25 protein-coding genes and 2 pseudogenes are annotated in these 22,107 nt (G+C 68.0%); 13 read left to right on the forward strand and 14 right to left on the reverse strand.

Features of this window, described 5'->3' with window-relative positions:
- Positions 1–180: 180 nt before the first annotated feature.
- Positions 181–750 (reverse strand): CGNR zinc finger domain-containing protein, encoded by a 570-nt coding sequence (locus ABTZ59_RS28475; protein ID WP_351419416.1) that lies wholly within the window; start codon positions 748–750, stop codon positions 181–183.
- Positions 751–983: 233 nt separating this feature from the next.
- Between ABTZ59_RS28475 and ABTZ59_RS28480 the strand changes: the two genes are divergently transcribed.
- The 5 genes from ABTZ59_RS28480 (at position 984) to ABTZ59_RS28500 (ending at position 4,440) form a co-directional block, all read left to right on the forward strand.
- Complete coding sequence (locus ABTZ59_RS28480; protein ID WP_351419419.1) at positions 984–1,799, forward strand: alpha/beta fold hydrolase; 816 nt, start codon at positions 984–986, stop codon at positions 1,797–1,799.
- A 266-nt stretch (positions 1,800–2,065) separates the two neighbouring features.
- Complete coding sequence (locus ABTZ59_RS28485) at positions 2,066–2,431, forward strand: hypothetical protein (RefSeq protein ID WP_351419422.1); 366 nt, start codon at positions 2,066–2,068, stop codon at positions 2,429–2,431.
- A 178-nt stretch (positions 2,432–2,609) separates the two neighbouring features.
- On the forward strand, positions 2,610–3,221 hold the full coding sequence (locus ABTZ59_RS28490; protein ID WP_351419426.1) for a VOC family protein: 612 nt from the start codon (positions 2,610–2,612) through the stop codon (positions 3,219–3,221).
- 96 nt (positions 3,222–3,317) lie between these two features.
- Positions 3,318–3,620 (forward strand): hypothetical protein, encoded by a 303-nt coding sequence (locus tag ABTZ59_RS28495; RefSeq protein ID WP_351419429.1) that lies wholly within the window; start codon positions 3,318–3,320, stop codon positions 3,618–3,620.
- 214 nt (positions 3,621–3,834) lie between these two features.
- Positions 3,835–4,440, forward strand: a complete 606-nt coding sequence (locus ABTZ59_RS28500; protein ID WP_351419432.1) for a TetR/AcrR family transcriptional regulator — start codon at positions 3,835–3,837, stop codon at positions 4,438–4,440.
- Positions 4,441–4,608: 168 nt separating this feature from the next.
- On the opposite strand, the gene ABTZ59_RS28505 is transcribed toward ABTZ59_RS28500, so the two are convergent.
- A complete protein-coding gene (locus ABTZ59_RS28505; protein WP_351419565.1) occupies positions 4,609–5,217 on the reverse strand; it encodes a DJ-1/PfpI family protein in 609 nt (202 codons plus the stop codon).
- Positions 5,218–5,437: 220 nt separating this feature from the next.
- Positions 5,438–6,334 carry a LysR family transcriptional regulator gene (locus tag ABTZ59_RS28510; protein WP_351419435.1) on the reverse strand — a complete coding sequence of 299 codons (897 nt, stop codon included), beginning with the start codon at positions 6,332–6,334 and terminating at the stop codon, positions 5,438–5,440.
- 111 nt (positions 6,335–6,445) lie between these two features.
- On the opposite strand from ABTZ59_RS28510, the gene ABTZ59_RS28515 reads away from it, so the two are divergent.
- The 3 genes from ABTZ59_RS28515 to ABTZ59_RS28525 are packed head-to-tail and all read left to right on the forward strand — an operon-like array spanning position 6,446 to position 9,325.
- Positions 6,446–7,639 carry a four-carbon acid sugar kinase family protein gene (locus ABTZ59_RS28515; protein ID WP_351419439.1) on the forward strand — a complete coding sequence of 398 codons (1,194 nt, stop codon included), beginning with the start codon at positions 6,446–6,448 and terminating at the stop codon, positions 7,637–7,639.
- Complete coding sequence (gene pdxA / locus ABTZ59_RS28520) at positions 7,636–8,625, forward strand: 4-hydroxythreonine-4-phosphate dehydrogenase PdxA (RefSeq protein ID WP_351419443.1); 990 nt, start codon at positions 7,636–7,638, stop codon at positions 8,623–8,625. The genes ABTZ59_RS28515 and pdxA overlap by 4 nt, the downstream gene beginning before the upstream one ends.
- Before the next feature lie 40 nt (positions 8,626–8,665).
- Positions 8,666–9,325: a HisA/HisF-related TIM barrel protein gene (locus tag ABTZ59_RS28525; protein ID WP_351419447.1), complete on the forward strand. Its 660-nt coding sequence runs from the start codon at positions 8,666–8,668 to the stop codon at positions 9,323–9,325.
- Between the two features lie 271 nt (positions 9,326–9,596).
- On the opposite strand, the gene ABTZ59_RS28530 is transcribed toward ABTZ59_RS28525, so the two are convergent.
- From ABTZ59_RS28530 to ABTZ59_RS28540, 3 genes are read right to left on the reverse strand one after another with little or no spacing between them, the layout of a single operon-like run.
- Positions 9,597–10,622, reverse strand: coding sequence for an ABC-2 membrane transporter-related protein (locus tag ABTZ59_RS28530; protein WP_351419451.1), 1,026 nt, complete (start codon positions 10,620–10,622; stop codon positions 9,597–9,599).
- On the reverse strand, positions 10,619–11,587 hold the full coding sequence (locus ABTZ59_RS28535) for an ABC transporter ATP-binding protein (protein ID WP_503003770.1): 969 nt from the start codon (positions 11,585–11,587) through the stop codon (positions 10,619–10,621). The genes ABTZ59_RS28530 and ABTZ59_RS28535 overlap by 4 nt, the downstream gene beginning before the upstream one ends.
- Positions 11,584–12,021 carry a GntR family transcriptional regulator gene (locus tag ABTZ59_RS28540; protein WP_351419459.1) on the reverse strand — a complete coding sequence of 146 codons (438 nt, stop codon included), beginning with the start codon at positions 12,019–12,021 and terminating at the stop codon, positions 11,584–11,586. The genes ABTZ59_RS28535 and ABTZ59_RS28540 overlap by 4 nt, the downstream gene beginning before the upstream one ends.
- Positions 12,022–12,521: 500 nt before the next feature.
- Between ABTZ59_RS28540 and ABTZ59_RS28550 the strand changes: the two are divergent.
- A pseudogene (locus ABTZ59_RS28550) lies at positions 12,522–12,990 on the forward strand (NF041680 family putative transposase); the annotation flags it as partial.
- A gap of 21 nt (positions 12,991–13,011) precedes the next feature.
- Here the strand turns inward: ABTZ59_RS28550 and ABTZ59_RS28555 are convergent.
- The 6 genes and pseudogenes from ABTZ59_RS28555 to ABTZ59_RS28580 form a co-directional block, all read right to left on the reverse strand.
- Positions 13,012–13,383, reverse strand: coding sequence for a hypothetical protein (locus tag ABTZ59_RS28555; protein ID WP_351419462.1), 372 nt, complete (start codon positions 13,381–13,383; stop codon positions 13,012–13,014).
- A 49-nt stretch (positions 13,384–13,432) separates the two neighbouring features.
- A pseudogene (locus ABTZ59_RS28560) lies at positions 13,433–13,732 on the reverse strand (NF041680 family putative transposase); the annotation flags it as partial.
- A gap of 163 nt (positions 13,733–13,895) precedes the next feature.
- On the reverse strand, positions 13,896–14,342 hold the full coding sequence (locus ABTZ59_RS28565; RefSeq protein WP_351419465.1) for a MarR family winged helix-turn-helix transcriptional regulator: 447 nt from the start codon (positions 14,340–14,342) through the stop codon (positions 13,896–13,898).
- Positions 14,343–14,682: 340 nt separating this feature from the next.
- Complete coding sequence (locus ABTZ59_RS28570; RefSeq protein WP_351419468.1) at positions 14,683–15,603, reverse strand: NADP-dependent oxidoreductase; 921 nt, start codon at positions 15,601–15,603, stop codon at positions 14,683–14,685.
- Between the two features lie 81 nt (positions 15,604–15,684).
- Positions 15,685–16,095, reverse strand: coding sequence for a (4Fe-4S)-binding protein (locus tag ABTZ59_RS28575; protein ID WP_351419470.1), 411 nt, complete (start codon positions 16,093–16,095; stop codon positions 15,685–15,687).
- A 31-nt stretch (positions 16,096–16,126) separates the two neighbouring features.
- Positions 16,127–16,435: a GNAT family N-acetyltransferase gene (locus ABTZ59_RS28580; RefSeq protein ID WP_351419473.1), complete on the reverse strand. Its 309-nt coding sequence runs from the start codon at positions 16,433–16,435 to the stop codon at positions 16,127–16,129.
- Between the two features lie 233 nt (positions 16,436–16,668).
- Between ABTZ59_RS28580 and ABTZ59_RS28585 the strand changes: the two genes are divergently transcribed.
- Complete coding sequence (locus tag ABTZ59_RS28585) at positions 16,669–17,136, forward strand: MarR family winged helix-turn-helix transcriptional regulator (RefSeq protein ID WP_351419480.1); 468 nt, start codon at positions 16,669–16,671, stop codon at positions 17,134–17,136.
- 526 nt (positions 17,137–17,662) lie between these two features.
- On the opposite strand, the gene ABTZ59_RS28590 is transcribed toward ABTZ59_RS28585, so the two are convergent.
- Entirely contained in the window at positions 17,663–18,058 is a 396-nt protein-coding gene (locus ABTZ59_RS28590; RefSeq protein ID WP_351419482.1) for a nuclear transport factor 2 family protein, read from the reverse strand.
- A gap of 2 nt (positions 18,059–18,060) precedes the next feature.
- Positions 18,061–18,372, reverse strand: coding sequence for a MoaF-related domain-containing protein (locus ABTZ59_RS28595; protein WP_351419485.1), 312 nt, complete (start codon positions 18,370–18,372; stop codon positions 18,061–18,063).
- 570 nt (positions 18,373–18,942) lie between these two features.
- Between ABTZ59_RS28595 and ABTZ59_RS28600 the strand changes: the two genes are divergently transcribed.
- The 3 genes from ABTZ59_RS28600 to ABTZ59_RS28610 all read left to right on the forward strand — a co-directional run bounded on the left by ABTZ59_RS28600 (position 18,943) and on the right by ABTZ59_RS28610 (position 22,055).
- Positions 18,943–20,013 (forward strand): LLM class flavin-dependent oxidoreductase, encoded by a 1,071-nt coding sequence (locus ABTZ59_RS28600; RefSeq protein WP_351419489.1) that lies wholly within the window; start codon positions 18,943–18,945, stop codon positions 20,011–20,013.
- A complete protein-coding gene (locus ABTZ59_RS28605) occupies positions 20,010–20,678 on the forward strand; it encodes an NADPH-dependent F420 reductase (RefSeq protein WP_351419493.1) in 669 nt (222 codons plus the stop codon). Before ABTZ59_RS28600 ends, ABTZ59_RS28605 begins: the two co-directional genes overlap by 4 nt.
- An 84-nt stretch (positions 20,679–20,762) precedes the next feature.
- Entirely contained in the window at positions 20,763–22,055 is a 1,293-nt protein-coding gene (locus ABTZ59_RS28610) for a glutaminase (protein WP_351419495.1), read from the forward strand.
- The last annotated feature ends 52 nt before the right edge of the window (positions 22,056–22,107 follow it).

Consider the following 22,107-nt stretch of genomic DNA (forward strand, 5'->3'; position numbering starts at 1 on the left):
CCAAGTACGTCCAGTACATGGGCGATCCTCCGCCTTGCGATGCACGGCACCAGACGCCGCGGGCTTATCCGCGAAGATCGACCGGACAGGACCTAACCCCGGGGCACCGGCCGCCCACCCGCCCGGGTCACGCGAGGCTCACTCCTGGGCGAACCCAGAGGCCATGCCGCGTCCCAGGAATCAGGACTCGACCTTCTTGCGCGCCCGGTAGGCCGCCACATTGGCCTTGTTGCCGCACATCTCGTAGGAGTGCCACCGCTGGGTACGGCTGCGCGTAGCGTCATAGAACGCGTGATGGCAGGAACTGTTGTCGCAGATGCGGATACGGGACCACTTGTCCGCCGTCATGAGATCGGCCACCGCGCGGGTGATACCGCCGACAACCGGGTCACCGCCCACCTGCCGCAGCCGCACCTCCCCCTGCCCGGAGAAGTCCTGGCGCAGGGTGACCGAGGACGCGTACTCATTGAGTTCGGCCAGTCGGGCGTCCGCTTCCGTTTCACTCTGCGGCCAAACCATGCCCAGGAGGACCGTGCGCAGTCCGCGGATCAGATCGATGCGCTCCGACGCCGGCGCAGCCGCTTCCGGCGGGCCGAAGAGGCCCAGGATCACTCCGGCCGTCTCGGGTTTGTCGAGCTGGTCGGGAAACATGTCTCCCGCGCCGTGCGGCCGGGAGTTGAGCAGATTCACGATCATCGCAGCCTCTGGGGGGACCCGGGGCGCGAGGTGCCTTCCTTCGTCTGTGGCCATGTCTCACACCGTAGCACATGGTCTAATCGATGAAGACCTTTACATGTGTCGGTCGTGCGTGTTAGAACCGAAAGCGCGAAGATGGAAACGGCCATTACGGCGGTCGTTCACCGGGCATGAGGCGACGCGTCCGAGCGGTGCCACACGAGGCATCGGGAGCACCTTGAGTGCATGCGACCCCGCCAGTGCACGACCCGGGCACCACCTCCGAAAACCTGAGAGGGACAAGGAAAATGAGCGAGATCAAGACCGAGTTCCGCACGATCGACGGACTGTCCATCCGGTACGCCCGGAGCGAGACACCCCACGAGCGCAAGGCCCTGTTGCTGAGCCCGTGGCCGGAGAGCCTTTACAGCTACGACGCGACCTGGTCGCGGCTGGCCCAGCACGCCCACCTGACCGCCGTGGACCTCCCCGGGTTCGGGCACTCCGAACTCCGCGAGGACCTGATGTCCCCCGCCGCGATGGGCGAATTCATCGTGAAGATCGCCGACGCCTTCGGCCTGGAGAAGCCCCACGTCGTAGGCCCGGACGTCGGCACCGCGGCATCCCTGTTCGCCGCCGCCCGGCACCCGGAAAGATTCCAGAGCCTGGTCGTGGGCACCGGTGGAACCTCGGTCCCGCTGGCCCTGGGCAGCCCCCTGGAGGAGTGGGTGCTCGACGAGGACCTCACCCCCTACCGGGCCTACCCCCCCAAGGCAGCCGTGACGGCGACATTGGAGACCATCCAGGGCTACAAGTTGCCGGACGCCGTCCGCGAGGACTACCTGGCCTCCTACGTCGGCCAGCGCTTCGTCGACCAGATGGCCTACGTCCGCGCCTACCCCACTGAGCTGCCCGTCCTCGCCGAACTTCTGCCCGGCATCCAGACGCCGGTCCAGATCGCCACCGCCCGCCACGACACGGTGGTTCCGCCGGAGAACGCGGAGTTCCTGCACAAGCACCTGCCGAACAGCAAGCTCGACATCATCGACGCCAGCCACTTCGTCTGGGAGGAAGCCCCGGCCGAATACGCCAAGGTCGTCACCAACTGGTGGAAGGCCAACTGACCGCCCTCCGAGGGCGAAGGGACCCGCGGGCGATGCCGATGCCCCAGTGTCCCGACCGGTGACCGTTTCAGCATCCGTCCGCAAAGGACTCGCATGTGGGCATGTCCTGATTAAGACGACCGGTCATCTTGATTAGATCCATGCTGCCCTCCTGCCACAGCGGTGCTACGGCGGAGCCCTCAGCGTGTGCTGAGGGCTCCGCCCGGCGGCAACAACCCGTCAACACTCGTCCGGCCGAACACGGCTGCATAGCAAGGAGATCCACCATGTCTGTGAAGAGCGCCCTCCGTCGCCCCGGTAGTTCCGTTCTCACCCTCGGCGTCGCGGCGGTGGGGATGACCGCGGTGGCACTGGCTCTCACGATTCCGGCCTCCGTCACATCACAGAGTCCTGCACCGAAACAGAAGCCCCCCGTCGTCCTCGTGCACGAGGCCTTCGTGGACGCCTCCAGTTGGAGCGGCGTGATCGGCCGAATCCAGGACGACGCCATCAACCCGGTCGCGCAGACATTCATGGCCGAGCGCGCCCACGCCCGCATAACCGAGGTCGACGCCTCCCACGCCGTCACCCTCACCCGCCCGGACACCGTGACCGGCGTCATCGAACAGGCCGCGAAGACGACCGCCCGCTGACCACCCCCTGACCCGTGACCCGCCCCGGCTGATTCCCCCACAGGGCGGGTCGCGCCAAGGCCGGGGCGGCGCCCCACCCGAACGCGCCGCCCCGGCCGCGACCCGAATGACGGGCGCACCACCCCGCCGCGGGGAACCCCGCGCCCGCCACCGAACACAGAAGGCCCAGACCATGGACATGAAGCTCGAAGTAGTCGTGATACCTGTCACCGACGTAGACCGCGCCAAGGACTTTTACACCGCACTCGGCTGGCGGCTCGACGCCGACATCGCCACGGACGAACACTTCCGCGTCGTCCAGGTGACCCCGCCCGGCTCCCCCGCCTCCGTCATCTTCGGCACCTCGGTCACCTCCCAGCCCCCCGGCACCGCACAGGGCCTCCACCTCATCGTGGAGGACATCGAGGCCGTCTACGAGGAACTCAAGCAGCGCGGCGCCGGGCCGAGCGAGGTGTTCCACGACGCCGGCGGAGTGTTCCACCATGCCGGCACCGATGCCCGCGTCCCCGGACCGGACCCCAAGCGCAGCAGCTACGGCTCCTTCCTCTCCTTCAACGACCCCGACGGCAACGGCTGGGTCGTCCAGGAGGTCACCACCCGGCTCCCCGGACGGCAGGACCCGTCGGTCCTCAGCTTCGGCTCCCCCGCCGCGCTCGCCGCGGCACTGCGCCGCGCGTCGGCCGCCGACCCGCACCACGACGGGACGCACCACACACCCCACCGCTCCCAATGGGACTGGTACGCCAACCAGATCGCAGGCGAGCAGACCGGAAGCAATCCGTCGCAGTGACGAGCGGGCCGGGCAGCACTCACCGGACCGTCCAAGGGCCGTCGGAGTCTTCTCCCGGCGCCGAACGGGACAAGGACGAGCACGAGAGGGAAGAGCGTGAGGATCACATTCGAATCGACGGCCGACCTCGCCGACGCCATGCGGCGGGCCGCCCGGCAGTACGACGATGCCCTGGGCGAGCCCTACCCGCCTGAGATGGACTGGATCGAGCAGTTCGCCCTGCGCATGGCCCGCGAGCAGCACCCCCTGGAAGCGGGTCCCGGCCGCTTTCGGCACCTGCCCGCGCGTATCGCCCTGGACGACACCATCGCCGGCCATGCGTCCACGCCGAAGCAGGGCCCCGACGCAGGACGCGATCACGAACGCGACTTCCTGCTCCACTACAGCGCCGATGACTGACGTCCCGCCCGCGACCGTCGTGATCGATCGCCGGGGAGGTACCGGTGGAGCGGCCGTGGCACGCCGTACCCGCGTTTCCGACCATCAGTGAGGTCTGCCTGCGGCTCCTTGAGAACCACCGGGGCCGATGACCTGGAAGAACCCCCTTTATTCGGGACTTGACAGCGTTCAAGGTGACTGGCCATATTGATTGTGGCGAAGAGGAGTGTGGAACATGCCCAGGCCCAGCATGCGTGAGCAGCTGATCGAGGCTGCCTCCGACCGCTTCCATGAACACGGTTTCAATGGCAGTGGCATCAAGGACATCACCGATACGGCCGGAACTCCGAAGGGCTCCTTCTACAACCACTTCGACAGCAAGGAGTCCATGGCTGTCGAAGTGATGAGCCGCTACGCCCACGGACGCCAGATGCGCATGCTCACCGCTACGGCGACTCCAGCCGTCGAGCGCATCCGTGTGCACTTCGAGTACCTGTCGAAGGACCTTCAGCAGTACGGCTATGCCCGGGGCTGTCTGTTCGGGAACTTCGGGGCGGAGCTGTCCACGCAGAGCCCGGTCATCCGGGAGGAAGTGGCCAGGAGGCTCGCCGTCTGGGAGTCACTCCTGGCCGCCGCCCTGGGCGAGGCACAGGAAGCGGGAGCGCTGGCGAGTCGGGTGGACGGTGCCGTGCTCGCGCGGTTCCTGGTGGACGCGTGGGAGGGGGCGGCTCTGCGGGCAAAGATCACTCGCAGCGGGGCACCGCTCGACGACTTCTTCACGGTGTTCGACTCGCTGACCACCGTGCCGCCTGCCGCCGGGGCGGACTCGGGGAAGGCGTGACACACCCCGACCGGGAGATCCGGAAGAGCCGGTGTGTCGCGGAAGTCGACTGACACCAAGGACGCTCACGGGGAGCCTCCCCGTGAGCGTCCTGCCGTCTTCGACATTTCCGTCATGTCATCGGCGCCGCTGAACCGGAACCAGCCCGTCGTATTCGGACTGACCGGGTCAGCGAGGCGTGAGTTCGCCCGCGTGAATCGCCCTCATCGCCCGCTCGACGTACTCGTCGTTCTCTCCGACCGGCGCCACATAGTCGAGGACTTCACGCGCCGCCTCCTCGCCGAGCGTGCGGGTGATCACCCAGGCCCCAAGATAGTGGGACGCCAGACAGCCTCCCGCCGTGGCAATGTTCCCCTCGGCATGGAAGGGCACGTCCAGGACAGTGACACCCCGGGCCTCGACGTAAGGCCGGGTCATGATGTCCGTGCAGGCCGGCATGTCACCCAGAATCCCCAGGTGCGACAGCACCAGAGCGCCGGAGCACTGCGCCCCGATCAACTGCCGTGACGCATCCAGCGGCAGCATCGACAGCAGCTGTCCGTCGGCGACAACATCGCGGGCCTTCACTCCGCTGCCGATCAGCACGACGTCGGCCTCGGTCACGAAGTCGAAGGAGCGCTGGCCGGTCACGTCGACGCCGTTCATCGACGTGACGACCGGGGTCGGTGTCGTGATGAATGCTTCCAGCCCGTCCCTGCGGCATCTGTTGATCACCGCCGAGGCGATGAAGCTGTCCAGCTCGTTGAATCCGTCGAACGTCACCACCGCTACCTGCATAGCAACCCCTCCAGCACGGTGTGGCATGGTCGTCGTCCAGAATTGAATATGACCAGTCGTATTGTCAAGGAGCACATCGTCAGGGGTCATGTGGCCACGGCCCACGGACCTTTGATCGTCAGCCGGCTTTCCTCCTGTGGTCTGTTCTCCGCAGGCGGGCGGCGGCGGGCGGTGTCCAGGGGGCGGATGAGTACCGTTCATGGCCCACACTGCCCACCGTTCAGCGGGGCTCGGTTTCCAGCCGGCTCGTCTGGGCCTTGAGCCATGCCCTCAACTGGCTGACACGCGCGTCCTGCTCGGGTGACCGGCGGCTGAGGAGGTGGTAGCTGGTGCCGTCGGGGACGAAACCGAAGGGCGCGACGAGCTGGCCCCGCTCCAGATCGTCGCGGACGACGGCGTACGGGGCGATGGCGACCCCGACGCCGGCCGCGGCGGCCTGGAGCGTCAGGTAGAAGTGCTCCAGGGTCTGTTCGGTGGCGGGTTCCGCTTTCCTGCCGGTGATGCGCCGCCAGTCGTCCCACGCCCCGGGTCGGGTGGCGGTGTGCAGCAGGTCCGCCTGTGAACGGTCGTCGCCGCGGGCCAGCCGGGCCGCGAGATCGGGGCGACAGACGGGGCCGATCCGCTCGGTGAACAAGCGGGTACGGCTCGCCTCTTCGGGGAACGGGAAGTCGTCCCTGCGGATCGCGGCGTCGACGCCGTCCCGCTCGAAGAACACGGGGCCGCCGCCCGCGGACAGATGGACGGTGAGATCAGGGACGCTCACGGCCAGATCGGGCAGCCGGGGGATGAGCCACCGCATCAGGAGCGTGGGCTCACAGGACAGGGCCAGGGGACCCGCGGGGGTGCGCTGCGAGATCTGCCCGGCCGTCGCGTCGATCTGGTCGAGTGCGTCCCGGACGACGGCCGCCAACTGGCGGGCCTGCGGGGTCGGGCGCAGGGCACGGGTGTGTCGCTCGAACAGCGTTGTCCCGAGGGAGCGTTCCAGGTTCTGGATCTGCCGGCTCACCGCGCCGTGCGTGACGTGCAGTTCCTTCGCGGCGGCGGTCATGCTCGCGTGCCGGACGGTCGCCTCGAAAGACAGGAGGGAGTTCAGCGGGGGGAGGGACGACCATCGCATGCGTGAACTCTACTCACAGGTGCTGTGAGGATGAATCGCTTGTCCTGCTGTTTTCGCCTCCATGACAATTGGTCCGGTCACAGCTGACGCCGAGAACATCGAGGGGTGGGAATGGCAGTGCGCAACGGCGCCCGCTCGGGCATCGCCATCCTGGCGGACGATCTCACCAGTGCGGGGGACGGTGCCGCGCCGTTTCGCCGCGCCGGTCACGACGCCCGGATACTGCTCGCCACCCCGGCGGCTCCGCCCGGGCCTGGCACGAGCGTGATCGCCGTCGACACCGGGAGCCGCGGACTGGACGAGGAGGCCGCTGTCGGGCGAACCCGGCAGGCAGCACACCTGTTCGCCGGATCCGGGCTGCTCCTCAAGACGGTGGATTCCACCCTGCGCGGTCATGTGACGGCGGAAGTGTCGGCCGCGTGGGCGGCGTCGGGGAGACGGGCCGTCGTCATCGCTCCGGCCTTTCCGGCGGAGGGGAGGGTGACGGTGGAGGGAGTCCAGTATGTGCGGGGCGTACCGGTCCACGACAGCGACTTCGCCCGTGATCCGGTCCACCCCGTGGGGTGCTCGGACCTCACCGCGCTGTTCCCGCAGGCCGTCCTCGCCGGGCCGGGCCACGCCGTCGAACTGCCCCGGCTGATCGGCGACGGCGGCCTGATCGTCTGGTCCGCCGCCACCGACGGCGACCTCGACCGCCTGGTGGCGGCGGTGCCGTATCCCGACGACGTGCTCTGGGCGGGCTCCCCGGGGCTGGCCGCCGCCCTGGCCCGGCGATACGCCCGCGCCGCCGGAAGCACCACACCGATACCGACGCCGGCCCGACGGCCCTTGGTCGTCGTCGGCAGCGTCAACCCGGCGACCCGGCGGCAGTTGACCACGCTGCGGTCGCGGCCGGACGTCGAGGGCGTCACCGTCGGCGGCGACCCGGCCTCGGCCGTACGGACCCTGCGCGGCCTGACGGCCCCCATCCTCACCGTGCAGTCACCCGGCGAACGTCACACGCCACAGACCGCGCGCACACTCGCCCGCTCGCTGACGGCGGTCGTCCGGGCCCTGATCGAGGATCGTACGGTCGACGCCCTGGTCGTCACGGGGGGAGAAACGGCCGCGGCCGTGCTCCGGCCCCTCGGTGCCACGGGTATCGACCTGCTCGACGAACCCGAGCCCGGCGTCGCCCGGGGAACCGTCCTCGGACAGTTCCCGCTCCCCGTGCTGATCAAGGCAGGCGGCTTCGGCGACGACGCCCTGCTTCTGCGTCTGTGCCGGCTCGTCCGGCATCCCCTCACACCAGGAGAGCACACATGACCCCGATCGCCATCACCATGGGCGACCCCTGTGGGATCGGCCCCGAGATCACTCTCAAAGCGTGCGCCGATCCGCGGCGTACCGCGCCGGTCGTCGTCGTCGGAGACGTGGACGTCCTCGCGCGTGCCGACAGGATCGCCGGCACCCGCCTCACCATCCGCCCCGTCACATCGGTCGACCAGGCAACCTTCGCCCCCGGCACGGTGGACGTCCTCACCGGGAACGGTCTGCCGCCCGACCTGCCTTGGGGCACCCTCGACGCCCGCGCCGGAGCGGCGTCCTTCGAGTACGTCCGCCGCGGCATCCGGCTCGCCCTGACGGACGAGGTACGGGCCCTGGTGACCGCGCCGATCAACAAGGAAGCGCTGCGCCTGTCCGGCGTCGCCTACCCCGGGCACACCGAGATCCTCGCCGATCTCTCCGGTACCACGGACTACGCGATGATGATGGCCACCGACGAGTTGCGGGTCGTCCTGGTCACCGTGCACGAGTCCCTGCGCACCGCGATCGACGCGATCACCACCGCCCGTGAACTCGACATCATCCGGCTCACCCACCGCACCCTCCAGCGCGGCGGGCTGCCCGCCCCCCGGATCGCGGTCGCCGCTCTCAACCCCCACGCGGGGGAGAACGGTCTCTTCGGCAGGGAGGACCTGGACATCATCGCCCCCGCCGTCCGGGCCGCGCGCAGCGAGGGCATCGACGCCAGCGGGCCCTGGCCCGCCGACACCGTCTTCATGCGAGCCCGCGCCGGAGCCTTCGACGCCGTGGTCGCCCAGTACCACGACCAGGGACTCATCCCCGTCAAGTACCTCGGGCTCGAACACGGCGTCAACATCACCATCGGCCTGCCCTTCGTCCGCACCAGCGTCGACCACGGCACCGCCTTCGACATCGCGGGGCTCGGCACCGCCGACCACACCAGCCTGCTCACCGCCCTGCGCCACGCCGACCGCCTGTCGGCGCAGGCACCGCACCGCCCCTGACCACCGACCCGCAACACTCCGGGAACACCCGAAGGACGCCATGGACTTCATCTTCATGCTCACCCGCGACGACCGCACCGTCACCGACTGCCTTGAGGTCCTCGACACCATCGACGGCCTCGGTGTCACCCACATCGGATTCAAGGACATCGGCGTCAGCCACGACACCCTCGCCAGACTCCACACCCGTATCAGGGACATGGGCGCCACCACCTACCTCGAAGTCGTCAGCACCAACCGGGAGCAGGCCCTCACCTCGGTACGAACAGCGACCGAACTCGGCGTCGACTGGCTGATGGGCGGCACCTGGATCGAGGAGACCCTCGGCCTGCTGCACGGCACATCCATCGGCTACCTGCCCTTCGCGGGAGAACCCCGCGGACACCCCACCGTCCTCGCGGGCGGCCCGGACCGCATCGCCGAGGACTGCCGCAGGGCACAGGCCGCGGGCTGTGCCGGCGTGGACCTCCTCGCCTACCGCGCGACGGACGCCGACCCCCTCGACCTGGTCCGCGCCGCCCGCGCCGCCACCACCGGCCGCCTCGTCATCGCCGGCTCCATCACGAGCACCGACCAGATCCAGTCACTCGCATCGGCCGGAGCCGACGCCTTCACCATCGGCTCCGCCGCGTTCGACGGCTCCCTGCAACCACACGCCGGAACCCTCCGATCCCAACTGGCCCCCTTGGTCCGCCCGTAGCGGGAGTCCCCGCCGGGAACCCCTCGGCTGAGCGGCTGACGAACACCACAGCGCGGTCCCCTTCGCCGCCTTGGCGGTAGCGGACGTCTGTCTGCCCGATGCGATCTGTCCTCATTGTCCAGCCCCCCGTCCTGTGCGGCGTCGGGTCGTCAGGGGGATGCTGTCGGCCTCGACGATCCTGCCGCCGGGACGCGGACAGCGCGCCCGGCGGCGTGACCCGTACCCCTCGGCCGTCTCTGCGAAGTCCGAGGGGTACATCCTGGGTGCGAGGTCAGCGCAGAGCGCGCCGCGCCGCGTACACCAGCACACCCGTCGTCAGCAGGATCAGTCCGGCCAGCGCACCCGTCGCCGCCCACTGCATGGCGCCCAGATGGGAGTACGGCAGATACTCCACCGACCAGCCGACTATTCCTTCGCGCCGCAGACAGGCCGTCGTGTCCTTCGTATCCACGCAGGTGCCCCAGCCGTGCAGCGAGCCGTCGTCGGCCACGTAGGAGGTGTCGATCTCCACGGCGCTGACCGGAATCTGCGGAGTGTCACCGTCGCCGAACCGGCCGCCGCCCGTGGTCTTGGTCACCGTGTCCGCGAAGATCATCCGCTGTTGCGACCAGGCGATCTTCACGGTCAGCAGGGCGATGAGGGTCACCACCATCGCGGGTAGCGTGCGCCGCATCAGCAGCCCGGCGGCGGCGCCGATCAGCAGGCCGAGCACCGCCAGTGCGACCGTGACCGGCCCCGTGGTGTCGAACCCGCCGGCGCCGGTGAAGTCGGTACCCATGGCCGAGTGGTTCACCAGCGGTGTCCACAGGGCCTTCATGGCGATCCCCGTGGAGAGCGCCGTCACGGCCGCGACCAGCGCGGCCACGCCGAGCTTCGTCGCCACCCAGCTCCAGCGGCCGTAGGACTGGACGCCCACGAACTTGGCGGTGCCGGTCTCCAGGTCCCCCGCGAACAGCGGGGCGCCGATGAACACGCCGATGATCACCGGCAGACCCGCCAGCGCCAGCCCCAGCAGCTCAAGCCGCAGGTACGCGGCGTCGAGGACCGCGATGTCCTCGGCGGACGGTTTCGGCCCCTCGACGGCCGCCACCGCGCTGCTCGCCTCCTGGGCCAGCCATGCCAGACCCACCGTCGTGGCAGCCGCCGCCACGAGCAACAGGAGGAACGCCACCCGGTGCTGGCGACACACCAGCCAGACCATCCCGCTCGGGCCGAAGCCCCGGGCCCGCTTCTTCCGCCGTCCCGGCAGTCCCGGGGAGCGCCCGTCCGACCGGAGCGCCTGTGCCGTCGCAGTCACTTCGCGACCTCCGAACCGATGCCGGGAACATGCGAGTTGGGGCTGATGAGCGGCGCGGAGCCGTCCTGCTCCAGATAGGCGAGCACCACTTCCTCCAGGTTCGGGGCGCTGGCGTCCCACATGTAGCTGACCGGTCCGCCGGGGCGGACCAGCGCGGTGGTGTACCGCTGGTCGCTGTGGATCTGCACGACCGTGTGGTGCTCCAGGCCCGCGGGCAGCCCGCCGGGGCCGGACGGCACCCGGTCGGTGGGCGCGGACAGCTTCCGGTGGACGCTGATGATCTCGTCCACGTCACCGGCCAGCCGCAGTCCGCCCTGGGCCACCAGCAGCAGGTAGTCGCAGAGCGTGTCGAGTTCGGCGACCAGGTGGCTGGAGAGCAGGACGGTGATGCCGCGCTCGGCGACCTCCCCCAGCAGCGCGGCAACCGTCTGCCTGCGCACCAACGGGTCCAGGTCGGCCAGCGGCTCGTCCAGCAGGACGAGGTCGGGGCGCTTGCCCAGGGCCACCGCGAGGGCGACCCGGGTGCGCTGGCCACCGGACAACCGTCCCACCTTGGCGTTGAGCGGAACGGAACCCGCCCCCACGAAGTCCTCGGCCAGCTCCTGGTCCCAGCGCGGGTTCAGCTCACGGCCCAGCCGCAGCGTCTCGGCGACCGTGAAGCGCGCGAACAGCGGCTTCTCCTGTGGCAGGAACGCGACGCGCTGCCGCGCTTCCACCCCGCCGGCCGGCTCACCGAAGACTCTGGCCTCACCCGCCGACGCCCCGCGCAGCCCCGCGACGATCTCCAGCAGCGTCGTCTTGCCCGCTCCGTTCGGACCCACGAGTCCGCACACGCGTCCGGCGGGCAGCCGGAACGTCGCGTCGCGCAACACCCAGCGGCGCCCGTACTGCCGTCCGAGACCGCGTACCTCCAGGGCGGTCCGCCCCGTGTTCAACGTGGCCACCTCTCCTGCCAACCCGCTCATTTCCGTCCCCCGTGCCGCTCGTCCGTACCACTGCCGGCGGTACCCTCCGTCGTCCGCCGGCGCTCCTGAAGCGCCAGCTCGACCAGGTCCCGCACGTCCTCCTCCACCAGACCCGCGGCCAGCGCCCGCCCGGTCCACTCCGCCAGTTCGACGTACAGCGGCGACTCGACGGCGGGCGCGTGGCTCCGGTCCGCTGCCGTGGCGGCGATGAACGTGCCCACTCCCTGTCGCAGTTCCACCACGCCGTCCCGCTCCAGCTCCCGGTACGCCTTGAGCGTGGTGTTCGGGTTCACCGCGCAGGTCTCGGCCGCCTCCCGAGCGGTCGGCAAGCGGTCACCTGGCTTCAACGCACCTGCTCTGACCGCCCGTTTGGTCTGCTCGACGATCTGCTGGTACGCCGCGACGCCACGGCGTCTCTCGATGTAGTACCGCATCTACCTCACCGCTAGTCCACTAGTTAAGTAGCTCAATATTGGAGAGGAGTATGGTCGGGTGTCAAGCGCGATCGCGAGTCGAGCGCCCGTGGGCGGACGGCCCGGAGGCACGCACAGGTGACGGGGCTTCGGCTGAGCAGGCATCGAGTGACGCGGGAATCGCCTGTCTGGATTCCCTGCTCGTCGAGGTGTGGCCCGCGTCAGCACCACAGGTCAAAGAGATCGTTTGTCAGCACCGACCCCAATGCGCCCGTCATTGTGGGAGGGGCGCCCGTTGAGTGATGGGTGTAGTGGGTGACGACGGAGCCGTCCGAACCGGTCAGCGAGGTGCGGTTGCCGCGTACGTCGAATTGCTGGTCGATCTGTGAACCGTCCGGGCCCGTCCACCGTGTAGGCAGGTGCAGGTCGTTGTACTCGATGTGGCTGACGGCTGGCCCTACTCGTTCGTGGCCGCGTTGGATACGGGCCCGACCTCGTGGTGCCAGATCCTGGACGCACTCGTCTGGCTGTGGGCGTCGTCGGCCACCGGCCCGTCGAGCCTTGACGTCGATCTGCGCCGGCAGGCGTTCCTGCGCAGATTCGACCATCGAGCACGGGTTCCGGTTGATCAAGCAGACGCTGGGCTGGACCCGCCCGAAACTCCGCACGCCCAAGGCGGCGGACCGGTGGACCTGGCTGATCACCGCCGCCCACACCCAACTCCGCCTCGCCCGGCCGCCGGCCGCTGACCTCCGCCGCCCCTGGGAGAAGCCGGTCGAGCCCGGCCGGCTCACCCCGCCCGGGTCCGCATGGGGGTTCAGGAACCTCCGCCCCAACTTGCCCTGTCCGGCCCGTGCACCGAAACCCAACCGGCCCGGCCCCGGACGACGACCCGGCTCGAAGAACCGGCAGCCCACCGCCCACTACGACGTGGGCAAAACAGCCAGGCGGCCCGAGACCATCGCCGAACGCAACCAGGCCAGACCCTGAAGAACAAGCTTGGCTTGTCGTTTAACGTTCGGCCACTTCGGCATCGGAGGCTATCGATGCCCGCAGGATGTGTAGCCATCGCTGGCAGATTTCGTGGGTTACTGGTTCGAACAGCTCGGGCGTCGAAATCTCGAAGAGGAACTGGGTCAGCAGGTCCTGGTGTCCGTCCTCGACTTGCACACGGTCCTCGAAGTGCACGGCCTGCGCCCAATCGGTGAGTTGGCCGGAGCTGGCGAGTCCAGTGGTGACCTTCTCCACGGCAGCCACAGCGTGGTCACGACGGAAGATGACAGCCGATGCCGGTTCGCCTCGCCGGGCATTGCTGATGAGTCCGGAGAGCTCACCATTCCAATGAACCAAGTCATCCACGGGCTGGCGTGTGTTCGCGTCCACGCTGCCCATCCTGCCTGACCGTGTGGGCTTCGGGCAGTGGCGGCCGCAGTCAGCTCGGAACGGGTATCACACGGCGGGGATTGGCGCCGACCCTGTGATGGGCGGGCCTCTTGTATGTCTCGCCGGTCGCGGGGACTCTGCCGGCGGCATGACGAATGGCCGAGCGTCGGTTCTTCGAACCCGGTGGCCGGCCTGGGCCAGGGCGGGATTTGGGTGCGCCGGCCGAGGTGCCGACCTTCACGCACAGGTTCCTCAACCCCCGCCGGACGCGTGCGGGTGTCAGTTTGTCCGGCTCGGCTGGCTTCTCCCAGGGTCGTCGGAGGCCGGTGGCCAGTGGGCGGGCGATGCGCGGAGCGTCGTATCCGGCGTGTCCAGCACGACCAGGACCACGGGATCACCGCGAACGCGTCCTGCGGGACGCCCTGATGCCCAAACTCACGACCACGGCCTACGCGCTGATCCACTGGCCCAGCGCCCCGCCCCCGGCGGCACTGACAGGCACACCGGTCGGGTCATTGCCCCCGATCATCCAGGTTCGCGATGATCCTCTCAGCGATGGTGCGCAGTTGCGTGACTTCGGTCGCGGTGAGTCCGGAGAGCACAGTGTCACGGGCGAAGGCGTCCTGCAGCGGCAGCACTCGCTGCACGAGGTCGAGACCACGACGTGTGAGGACGGCCTGGTAGGCACGGCCCTTTTCGGGAGTGTCCTCGCGGCGGAGGAATCCGGCGGCCTCCAGTGAGCGGAGTGCGTGTGACAGCCGACTCTTGTGGAACCGTAGCGCCCGACTCAATCGGGTGAGGCCCATCGTGTACCGATCCGCGCCGGCGAGCAACGCGAGGATCTTGAAGTGGCTGTGCGGGATGCCGGCATCGTCCTGCGTCTTTCGCTCAAGCTCGGCTTCGACCAAGTGCGCGAGAATCACCAGTGACTGCCAGTTCTCCCGCTGCTCGCGCGACACGCGGGGCGTGGCGACCTCGACGGATTCGGCACGAGGGCGGGCTCGCCTTCGCCCGCTCGGCCGCGGCGATCGCCGCGATGTGAGATCAGACAATCGGTCATCCACCTCTCCCGGCTTGTCAATCGGCCAAGCCTTCGTACTGCGGGCCCTCTGGTGAGTTGTGGGTTCAACTCACTAACACAACCACCCTGCCGAGGGAAGTCTAGCCATGCCAACTGAGCTGTCCCGTGACCGGAACAGTGCGCTCGGCCAGGCGCACTGGGCCGAGGGCCGGCCCCACGTCCTCAGCGGACGCCGTCCCCACCGGGCGGACAAGGACCAGCCGCGAAAGGTCGTGACCTTACGCCGGGAGTACGACGAGCTTGCCGCCCAGGTGCCCCGACTGGCTCACCGCCAGTGCCGCCGCAACCTCGTCGAGGGGGTAGGTACCGGCGAGGGGGATCCGCAGCCGTCCCGCCTCCATGAGAGCGAGGATGCCACCGAGCACTTCCGGGCCCCCCGCTCCCGGCTCTGTCATGTGCACCTGGATTCCGGTGTCCGCGGCGCCGAAGGCCACGAGTGAGAGGACGCGTGTCGGACCGCCGGCGAGTTCGATCGAGTCCGGGATCTCACCGCGACCGGAGGCGTCGAGGACCGCGTCGACTCCGTGGGGAGAAATCGCTCGTACGCGGTCGACCAGGCCCTTGCCGTAGGTGACCGGTTCCGCGCCGAAAGAGCGGAGTTGTTCATGGTTGCGCTCACTCGCGGTGCCGATGACACGCGCACCGCGAGCAACGGCCAGCTGCACAGCGAACGTACCCACGCCACCGGCCGCGCCATGGATCAGCAGAGTCTCCCCCGTGGAGATCTTCAGCTTGTTGAGAACCTCCCAGGCGGTGATACCCGAACCGGCCAGGGTCGCGGCAACCTCCCATGGGACGGAGGTCGGCTTGGCGACCAGTGCGGCGGGGTCAGCGAGCGCCGACTGCGCGTAGGAGGGTGTAAGGGAGGCTCCCAGCACTTCGTCACCGATGCCGAAGGCGGTCACGCCCTCGCCCACCTGGTCGACCACACCGGCGACGTCGGAGCCGAGGCCGCCCGGGAGATCGAGGGGCATCACCTGGCGCATGGAGCCGTGCAGGATCTTCCAGTCGATCGGATTGACGCCCGCGGCGCGCACCGCGAGCCGTACCTGCCCGGGACCCGCGGTGAGCGGCGGAACATCGAGGATACGCAGCACGTCAGGGGTGCCGTACTCGGAGAATCGCACTGCGAGGGACATTTACTCGACTCCAAGATCTTGGGTGTTACATGCGGGAAGCGGGCACGGCCGTGTCACTGACCGCGGGGTCCCGCGTGGTCGTCACTGACCGCAGGGCCCCGCGTGGTCGCAGTACGGCTGGAGGCGGCTCTGCCCGCAGCCGCACAGCACGACCCTGGTCTCGGCGCGCGTGCCTTGCGGCGTGTCCACACTCAGCTCCCCGCGCACAGTCAGCTGTCCGGTGGCACCGCGGGTGATCGTGGTGGGCCGGTCGGGGGTTTCCGTCCCGGCCTTCACGAGTTCGTACTGGAGCGCGCCCGAGGGACAGCGCCGCACCACCTCCGCCAGGCGCTCGGCCGTGGTTTTCTCCGGCTGGATCCACGGTCGCTTCGTCGGGTCGAACACCTCGGGCAGGCCATTGACGCATTCGGCGGCGTGGAGGCAGCGCCTGGCCTCGAAGGTCACCGTGATCGACTCCGTCTGGTATGCCTTCTGCTCGGATTCGCCGCTCATGCCCGCCTCCGTTCCTGCCGTGCTCGGCTTGTCAGTCACTGACCTTGCTGCGGGACTGGTACAGCAGGTCCTGGTACTCGGGGTGCCGGATGATCCAGCCCGCGAAAAAGGGACAGGTGGCCAGCACCCGCAGGTTCGCGGCGCGTGCCTCGTCAAGGGCTGTACGGACCAGCGCGGACCCGACTCCCGCTCCCTCGTACTCCGCCTCGACCTCGGTGTGCACGAACGCGATGAGTTCCGTCGTACGGATGTACTCCGCGACACCCGCCACCTTGGACGCTCCATCGACACGGGCCTCGTAGCGCATCGCCTCGGGCACGTCGCTCACTTCGACCGTCATGTGTCCTCCTTGTGGGGTCTGATCCCGCTCGACTCAGCGGAATCCCGTCAGCCAGGACATCACCCTAGCCGCACTAGGTTGATGCATCAACTTAACCCCCCACCTTCCGGCGCGCGCATCAGGGCCAGGCGTGAACGGGGACGTGTTGGTTACGGCGGACGCGGCCTCACCGCGGGTTGTATCGCCGCCACCACCAGTAGATGAGCTATCAACGATTTCGTTAGACTGCCCCCATGGACGCACCGCCGCGCTGGCTCGACCCGGAACAGAAGGCTGCCTGGGACAGCTTCATCCGAATGCAGGAGACACTCATCGGACGACTGTCCCGACTCGTCCAGGCCGACTCCGGAATGTCAGCCTCCGACTATCTCGTGCTCGTCGGCCTCACCGAAAGGGGCAACGGGCGGATGCGCTTCCTGGATCTGGCCAAGATCGTGGAGTGGGAGAAGAGCCGGATGTCCCACCAGGTCACGCGGATGGCGAAACGCGGGCTCGTGGCCAGGGAGGAGTGCCCCGACGACGGACGCGGAGCATTCATCGTCGCCACCCCGGCCGGCTACGAGGCGATCAGAGAGGCCGCACCCCAGCACGTCGAGCACGTCCGCCGCCTGTTCATCGATGCCCTGACCCCGAACCAGCTCAGCACACTCGGCCGGATCTCCCAGCGCGTCCTGGACCACATGGAGAAGCAGCCGGACTGACCGGACCAGGGGACGCGAGGATCACGCCGAGGACGGCCGCAGCAACGCACACGGGGCTTCCCTCCACTCCTCCCACGCCAGGACTGGAAGGGCGCAGGGTCGGCTGAGCTTTCAGTTGGAACACTAGGACAACATGGTTGATCTGACAACTTCTGCTGATCAGGACAGAAGGAACCGCACCCTGCGTCACGGCTAGGTCCTGTCCGGTCGATCTTCGCGGATAAGCCCGCGGCGTCTGGTGCCGTGCATCGCAAGGCGGAGGATCGCTCATGTACTGGACGTACTTGGGCGACTCCGACAACGCGGCGAGGTGCGGTGCCAGGCGTCGCGGGCCCGCGAAGACCGACCGGACAGGACCTACAAGGGATCCGGCGTCCTCGCCGAGTAGCCACATCAGCTCAGCATCGGATTCCCGCCGACGGTCGGGTCGTCCGGCACCCAACGGCGTCAAGTCCCGTCCTGGAACGATGAGGTGAAGGACCGGTGCGACAAGAGCGATGAGACCGGGCTGCCCAACCTGCCGTGTCTACACCATGGTGTTGCCGTTGACGGATTCCTCGGCTGAGACGATGTCCTGGACGACGTCCCAGTGTTCCACGATGCGTCCGTTGTCCAGCCGGAAGATGTCGACGATGGCCACGGGGTTCGGGGCCCAGCCGTGGACGATGCTGTGAGTGAAGACCAGATCGCCCTGGGCGGCGATCCGCTGCGGCTCCCAGGAGAAGCCCTCCAGGTGGGGAACGACATCGCGCAGGGTGTCGAGCCCATTGGGCATCCGCGGGCTGTGCTGGATGTAGGGCTCAGCCCAGTATCGGTCTATCGCGGTGAGGTCCTTGTCGGCGAACAACTCCCGCATCGCGGTGAGTACGATGTCGACGTTGCCTTTTGCCTGTTCGTCCTGCCCGGCGGCGTACTTGGCCATGGTCAGGCCTCCTTGATCGTTCCGGTGAAGTGGTAGAGCTTGCCGTCGACGGTCACGTTGGAATACAACGTCCCGTTCTCAAAGTCCTCCAGGTGCGTCACCGTGGCTCCACTCGCCTCGGTCCAGGAGTTCAGGTAGACGCCTTCGCGGATCTCCCGCAGGTTCAGATCCACCGTTTCTGCGTGACCGTCAGGGGCGAGCCCCGCACCCTGCACTACCACGAAGCTGCCCTGGGTCGGCGAATCGAAGGTGAATCGCACCTTCAGATCGCCGAGGTCGAAGTGGTAGCTGCGGCCGGTCAGTTGCTTGGTCATGACACGTCCTCCTCACAGAGGATCACATCCTCGATGGCGAGTTGAATCCTCAACTCACGGTCGACGTTTACGCAAGCCTCCTGAGACATGGAACACACTCAAGCGCCGGTGGAACGCTTGCGGAGCCGCTCACGTCAGACGGTTGGACCACGCACCGAGCCCGGTCGGAAGATGTCGACCGGAGGGGCGACTCCGGTCGGCGAGCTGCCCGACCAGCCCCCCGTCGGCCCCGTTGCCGACCATGCACCAGTTCACTGACGTGCAGCTTCACCCACCGCACCACTACCTAGTTGACACATAAACCATCGGATGTCATGGTTTACGTGTCAACTAGATCGGCGGAGGTGGTGTGGGTGACCAAGGGGACCGCGAAGCAGAGCATCCGGCTGTTCGGTGAACAGACTCCCCTCCCCCGTCCGCGCGCGAACCGCTGACCGGCGAAGACAAGACGCGGGGCCCGACCGGCAGGGTACTCGCGCAGCTCGTCCGGGACGGCCGTCCCGGACGGTCGTCACGGACCACGCACCGCCACACCCCGACACAACGAAAGCGTTGAACGAAGTGAACACGATGGATGTCTCGCAAATCGAGTTCGGTATCGACAGCTTCGGAGACCGGCCCCGAAGCGACCAGGGCGTGATCGTCTCGCACGCGCAGGCGATCCGCGCCGCGGTGACCGAAGCCGTACTTGCCGACGAGATCGGTATCGACGTTGTTGCGTTGGGCGAGCACCACCGGCCCGAGTACGCGATCTCCAGCCCTGAGACAGTGCTGGCGGGCATCGCGGCAGCCACGAAGCGCATTCGGCTCGCCTCGGGCGTGACAGTACTGTCCTCGGACGACCCGGTACGAGTGTTCCAGCGGTTCGCCACGGTCGACGCGCTCTCCAACGGCCGCGCCGAGGTGATCCTCGGACGCGGTTCCTTTACCGAGTCGTTCCCCCTGTTCGGGTACGACCTCAAGGACTACGAGGTGCTGTTCGAGGAGAAGATCGACCTTTTCCATCGGCTCCTGGACGAGAAGCCGGTCACCTGGGAAGGCACCACGCGCGCCGCCCTGCACCATGCGGACGTGTACCCGAAGACCGATTCGGGACGTCTCAACACCTGGGTGGGGGTGGGCGGGACACCGCAGTCCGTGCTCCGCACCGCTCAGTATGGCTTCCGGCTCATGCTCGCGATCATCGGCGGCGCCCCTGACCGGTTCGCTCCCTACGTGGATCTGTACCGGCGTGCCAGCGAGGAGTTCGGCACTACCGCGCAGCCGATCGGGACGCATTCGCCCGGCTTCGTCGCCTCCACTGACGAAGAGGCCAAGGAGCTCTTCTACCCTGGGTACAAGGAGATTCGCGACCGAATCGGGGCGCTGCGCGGCTGGCCGCCGCTGCGCCGGGAGGAATTCGACGCCGAGGTGGACCGCGGGTCGCTGTATGTCGGCTCGGTCGAGACGGTCGCGGCCAAGATCGCCCATGCCATCCGGGTACTGAACGCGGGCCGGTTCGACATGATCTACTCCGCCGCCGGCACCGTTTCAGCCTCCGCACGCCTGCGTTCGGTCGAGTTGTACGGCACCCAAGTCATCCCCCGGATCCGCGAGCTTCTGGCCGAGCGGCCCGCGGCCACGGCGGGAGCGGCGCGATGACCAACCCTGTCACCACCATCGGGATCCTGGGGGCCGGGAAGGTCGGCACCGTCCTGGCGCGCCTGGCGGTCGCCGCCGGCTATCGAGTCCTGATCTCCGGGTCCGGTGATCCCTCCAAGATCGCGCTTACCGCCAAAATCCTCACCCCCGGAGCGACCGCCGTGTGGCCGGCCCAGGCCGCGGATGCCGCCGATGTGGTGGTCCTGGCTCTCCCGCTCGGCAAACACCGCGACCTCCCGGCTCCGAAGCTGGCGGGAAAGCTGGTCATCGACGCGATGAACCATTGGTGGGAGGTCGATGGTCCCCGCGACGCGATCCTCCCGCCCGACACCTCTTCGAGCGAAGTCGTTCAGCGGTTCCTTACGGGCGCACGTGTCGTGAAAGCCCTCAACCACATGGGCTACCACGACCTCGAAGACGGGGCTCGTCCAGCCGGCGGCCTCGGACGCAAGGCCATCGCGATCGCCGGTGACTCGCCCGAGGATCTCGCCGTCGTCTCCGTGCTGATCGACTCTCTCGGATTCGACCCCCTCACCATCGGCGACCTCGCGGCGGGCATCCGGCTCGAACCCGGAACCCCCGCCTTCGGAGCCAATGTCGACGCCGACCGGCTTCGCGTGCTCACCGCCACCCCCGCTCCGACAAGACTTCTTGAGCATTCGTGACAGAAGATATTCGTGACAGAAGGGCAGAGCAGCTCGGCCGGACCGGAGAACTGTGCCCGCGCCGCAACTATGCATGGAGGACGAATGCGGCCAATCATTCCCGACTATTTGGCCGAAGTACTGGGAGATGTGGAGTTGGACACGTCGGGAGAGCCGGCGGGATACATCCCTGAGCTCGCGGCAGCGGACCCCGAGCGCCTTGGTGCGGCGTTCGCCATGATTGACGGAGAGGTCTATGGTGCCGGTGACATCGATATCGAGTTCACGATCCAATCGATCTCCAAGCCGTTCATATACGCGTTGGCCCTGTCTGATCGCGGATTCGACCCTGTGCTCGCCAAAGTCGGCGTCGAGCCGTCCGGAGAGGCGTTCAACGAGATCTCACTCGAAAGCGATACGGGGCGCCCCCGCAATCCCATGATCAACGCTGGTGCGATCACCGTTCACTCACTGGCCGGCGCGGAGGACTTGAATCCGACAGAGCGTGTGGAACGCGTGCTCCACGGCCTCTCTGCATTCGCCGGTCGTCGACTGGAGATGGATGAGGCGGTATGTGCGTCGGAGATGGAGCACGCGCACCGCAATCTCGCCATCGCACACATGCTCCGGAGTCACAACGTCCTCACCGAGGACGCAAGGGCCACCGTGGACGGCTACACCCGCCAGTGTTCCGTGCTCGTCACCACGCGAGATCTGGCCATGATGGCCGCGACGTTGGCCAACCGTGGGATAAACCCTCTCTCGGGAGAGCAGGTGGTGCCTGAACCGGTGGTGCGTCAGGTGTTGAGCGTCATGTTCAGCTGTGGAATGTATGACGCCGCCGGTGACTGGGCGACCCAGGTCGGTATTCCGGCGAAGAGCGGGGTGGCCGGGGGTCTGATCGGCGCGCTCCCCGGACAGATCGGCATTGCCACGTTCTCACCACGACTGGACAGTCACGGGAACAGCGTGCGTGGGGTGTCACTTTTCGAGCGATTCTCTTCGGACATGGGTCTGCATGTGATGGAGGTCCCTGCCGCCGCGCGTGCCGTCGTGCGGTCCAACCGTGTCGTTGGCAGCGGACCGAACGCGCTCCGGGTCCTGCAACTGCAAGGGGGCATCGGCTTTGCCGGAGCCGAGAGAGTTGTTCAGGAATCCGCGGACATCTCGCCTGCGGAAGTCAGGGTGGCTTTGGACCTGACAAGGGTCTATTCGATCGACGACGTCGCACGGCGCGTGCTGCTGGAGGTCGCACGGCGGCTGACGCTGGATGGTCACGAGGTCTATCTCGTCGACCCGGAATCGATCATGCCCGATCCCGATCCCGGCGATGGTGGTCGAGTCACAGTCGTGGCCACCGTGGATCACGCCGACCTACAGGCCGCGATCGCGGGATGACGTCAGGGCGGTTGACCGCCCATGGTGAACTTCGCGCCCCACGGCGGGCCGA

This window comes from Streptomyces sp. NPDC094034 (assembly GCF_040303865.1).
Taxonomy (GTDB): domain Bacteria; phylum Actinomycetota; class Actinomycetes; order Streptomycetales; family Streptomycetaceae; genus Streptomyces.

Excerpts from the sequence above, each read along its gene's own strand:
- ABTZ59_RS28475 (WP_351419416.1), bottom strand. The coding sequence starts at position 750 with ATGGCCACAGACGAAGGAAGGCACCTCGCGCCCCGGGTCCCCCCAGAG.
- ABTZ59_RS28480 (WP_351419419.1), top strand. The coding sequence starts at position 984 with ATGAGCGAGATCAAGACCGAGTTCCGCACGATCGACGGACTGTCCATC.
- ABTZ59_RS28485 (WP_351419422.1), top strand. The coding sequence starts at position 2,066 with ATGTCTGTGAAGAGCGCCCTCCGTCGCCCCGGTAGTTCCGTTCTCACC.
- ABTZ59_RS28490 (WP_351419426.1), top strand. The coding sequence starts at position 2,610 with ATGAAGCTCGAAGTAGTCGTGATACCTGTCACCGACGTAGACCGCGCC.
- ABTZ59_RS28500 (WP_351419432.1), top strand. The coding sequence starts at position 3,835 with ATGCCCAGGCCCAGCATGCGTGAGCAGCTGATCGAGGCTGCCTCCGAC.
- ABTZ59_RS28505 (WP_351419565.1), bottom strand. The coding sequence starts at position 5,217 with ATGCAGGTAGCGGTGGTGACGTTCGACGGATTCAACGAGCTGGACAGC.
- ABTZ59_RS28510 (WP_351419435.1), bottom strand. The coding sequence starts at position 6,334 with ATGCGATGGTCGTCCCTCCCCCCGCTGAACTCCCTCCTGTCTTTCGAG.
- ABTZ59_RS28515 (WP_351419439.1), top strand. The coding sequence starts at position 6,446 with ATGGCAGTGCGCAACGGCGCCCGCTCGGGCATCGCCATCCTGGCGGAC.
- pdxA (WP_351419443.1), top strand. The coding sequence starts at position 7,636 with ATGACCCCGATCGCCATCACCATGGGCGACCCCTGTGGGATCGGCCCC.
- ABTZ59_RS28525 (WP_351419447.1), top strand. The coding sequence starts at position 8,666 with ATGGACTTCATCTTCATGCTCACCCGCGACGACCGCACCGTCACCGAC.
- ABTZ59_RS28535 (WP_503003770.1), bottom strand. The coding sequence starts at position 11,587 with ATGAGCGGGTTGGCAGGAGAGGTGGCCACGTTGAACACGGGGCGGACC.
- ABTZ59_RS28540 (WP_351419459.1), bottom strand. The coding sequence starts at position 12,021 with ATGCGGTACTACATCGAGAGACGCCGTGGCGTCGCGGCGTACCAGCAG.
- ABTZ59_RS28570 (WP_351419468.1), bottom strand. The coding sequence starts at position 15,603 with ATGTCCCTCGCAGTGCGATTCTCCGAGTACGGCACCCCTGACGTGCTG.
- ABTZ59_RS28575 (WP_351419470.1), bottom strand. The coding sequence starts at position 16,095 with ATGAGCGGCGAATCCGAGCAGAAGGCATACCAGACGGAGTCGATCACG.
- ABTZ59_RS28580 (WP_351419473.1), bottom strand. The coding sequence starts at position 16,435 with ATGACGGTCGAAGTGAGCGACGTGCCCGAGGCGATGCGCTACGAGGCC.
- ABTZ59_RS28585 (WP_351419480.1), top strand. The coding sequence starts at position 16,669 with ATGGACGCACCGCCGCGCTGGCTCGACCCGGAACAGAAGGCTGCCTGG.
- ABTZ59_RS28590 (WP_351419482.1), bottom strand. The coding sequence starts at position 18,058 with ATGGCCAAGTACGCCGCCGGGCAGGACGAACAGGCAAAAGGCAACGTC.
- ABTZ59_RS28595 (WP_351419485.1), bottom strand. The coding sequence starts at position 18,372 with ATGACCAAGCAACTGACCGGCCGCAGCTACCACTTCGACCTCGGCGAT.
- ABTZ59_RS28600 (WP_351419489.1), top strand. The coding sequence starts at position 18,943 with ATGGATGTCTCGCAAATCGAGTTCGGTATCGACAGCTTCGGAGACCGG.
- ABTZ59_RS28605 (WP_351419493.1), top strand. The coding sequence starts at position 20,010 with ATGACCAACCCTGTCACCACCATCGGGATCCTGGGGGCCGGGAAGGTC.
- ABTZ59_RS28610 (WP_351419495.1), top strand. The coding sequence starts at position 20,763 with ATGCGGCCAATCATTCCCGACTATTTGGCCGAAGTACTGGGAGATGTG.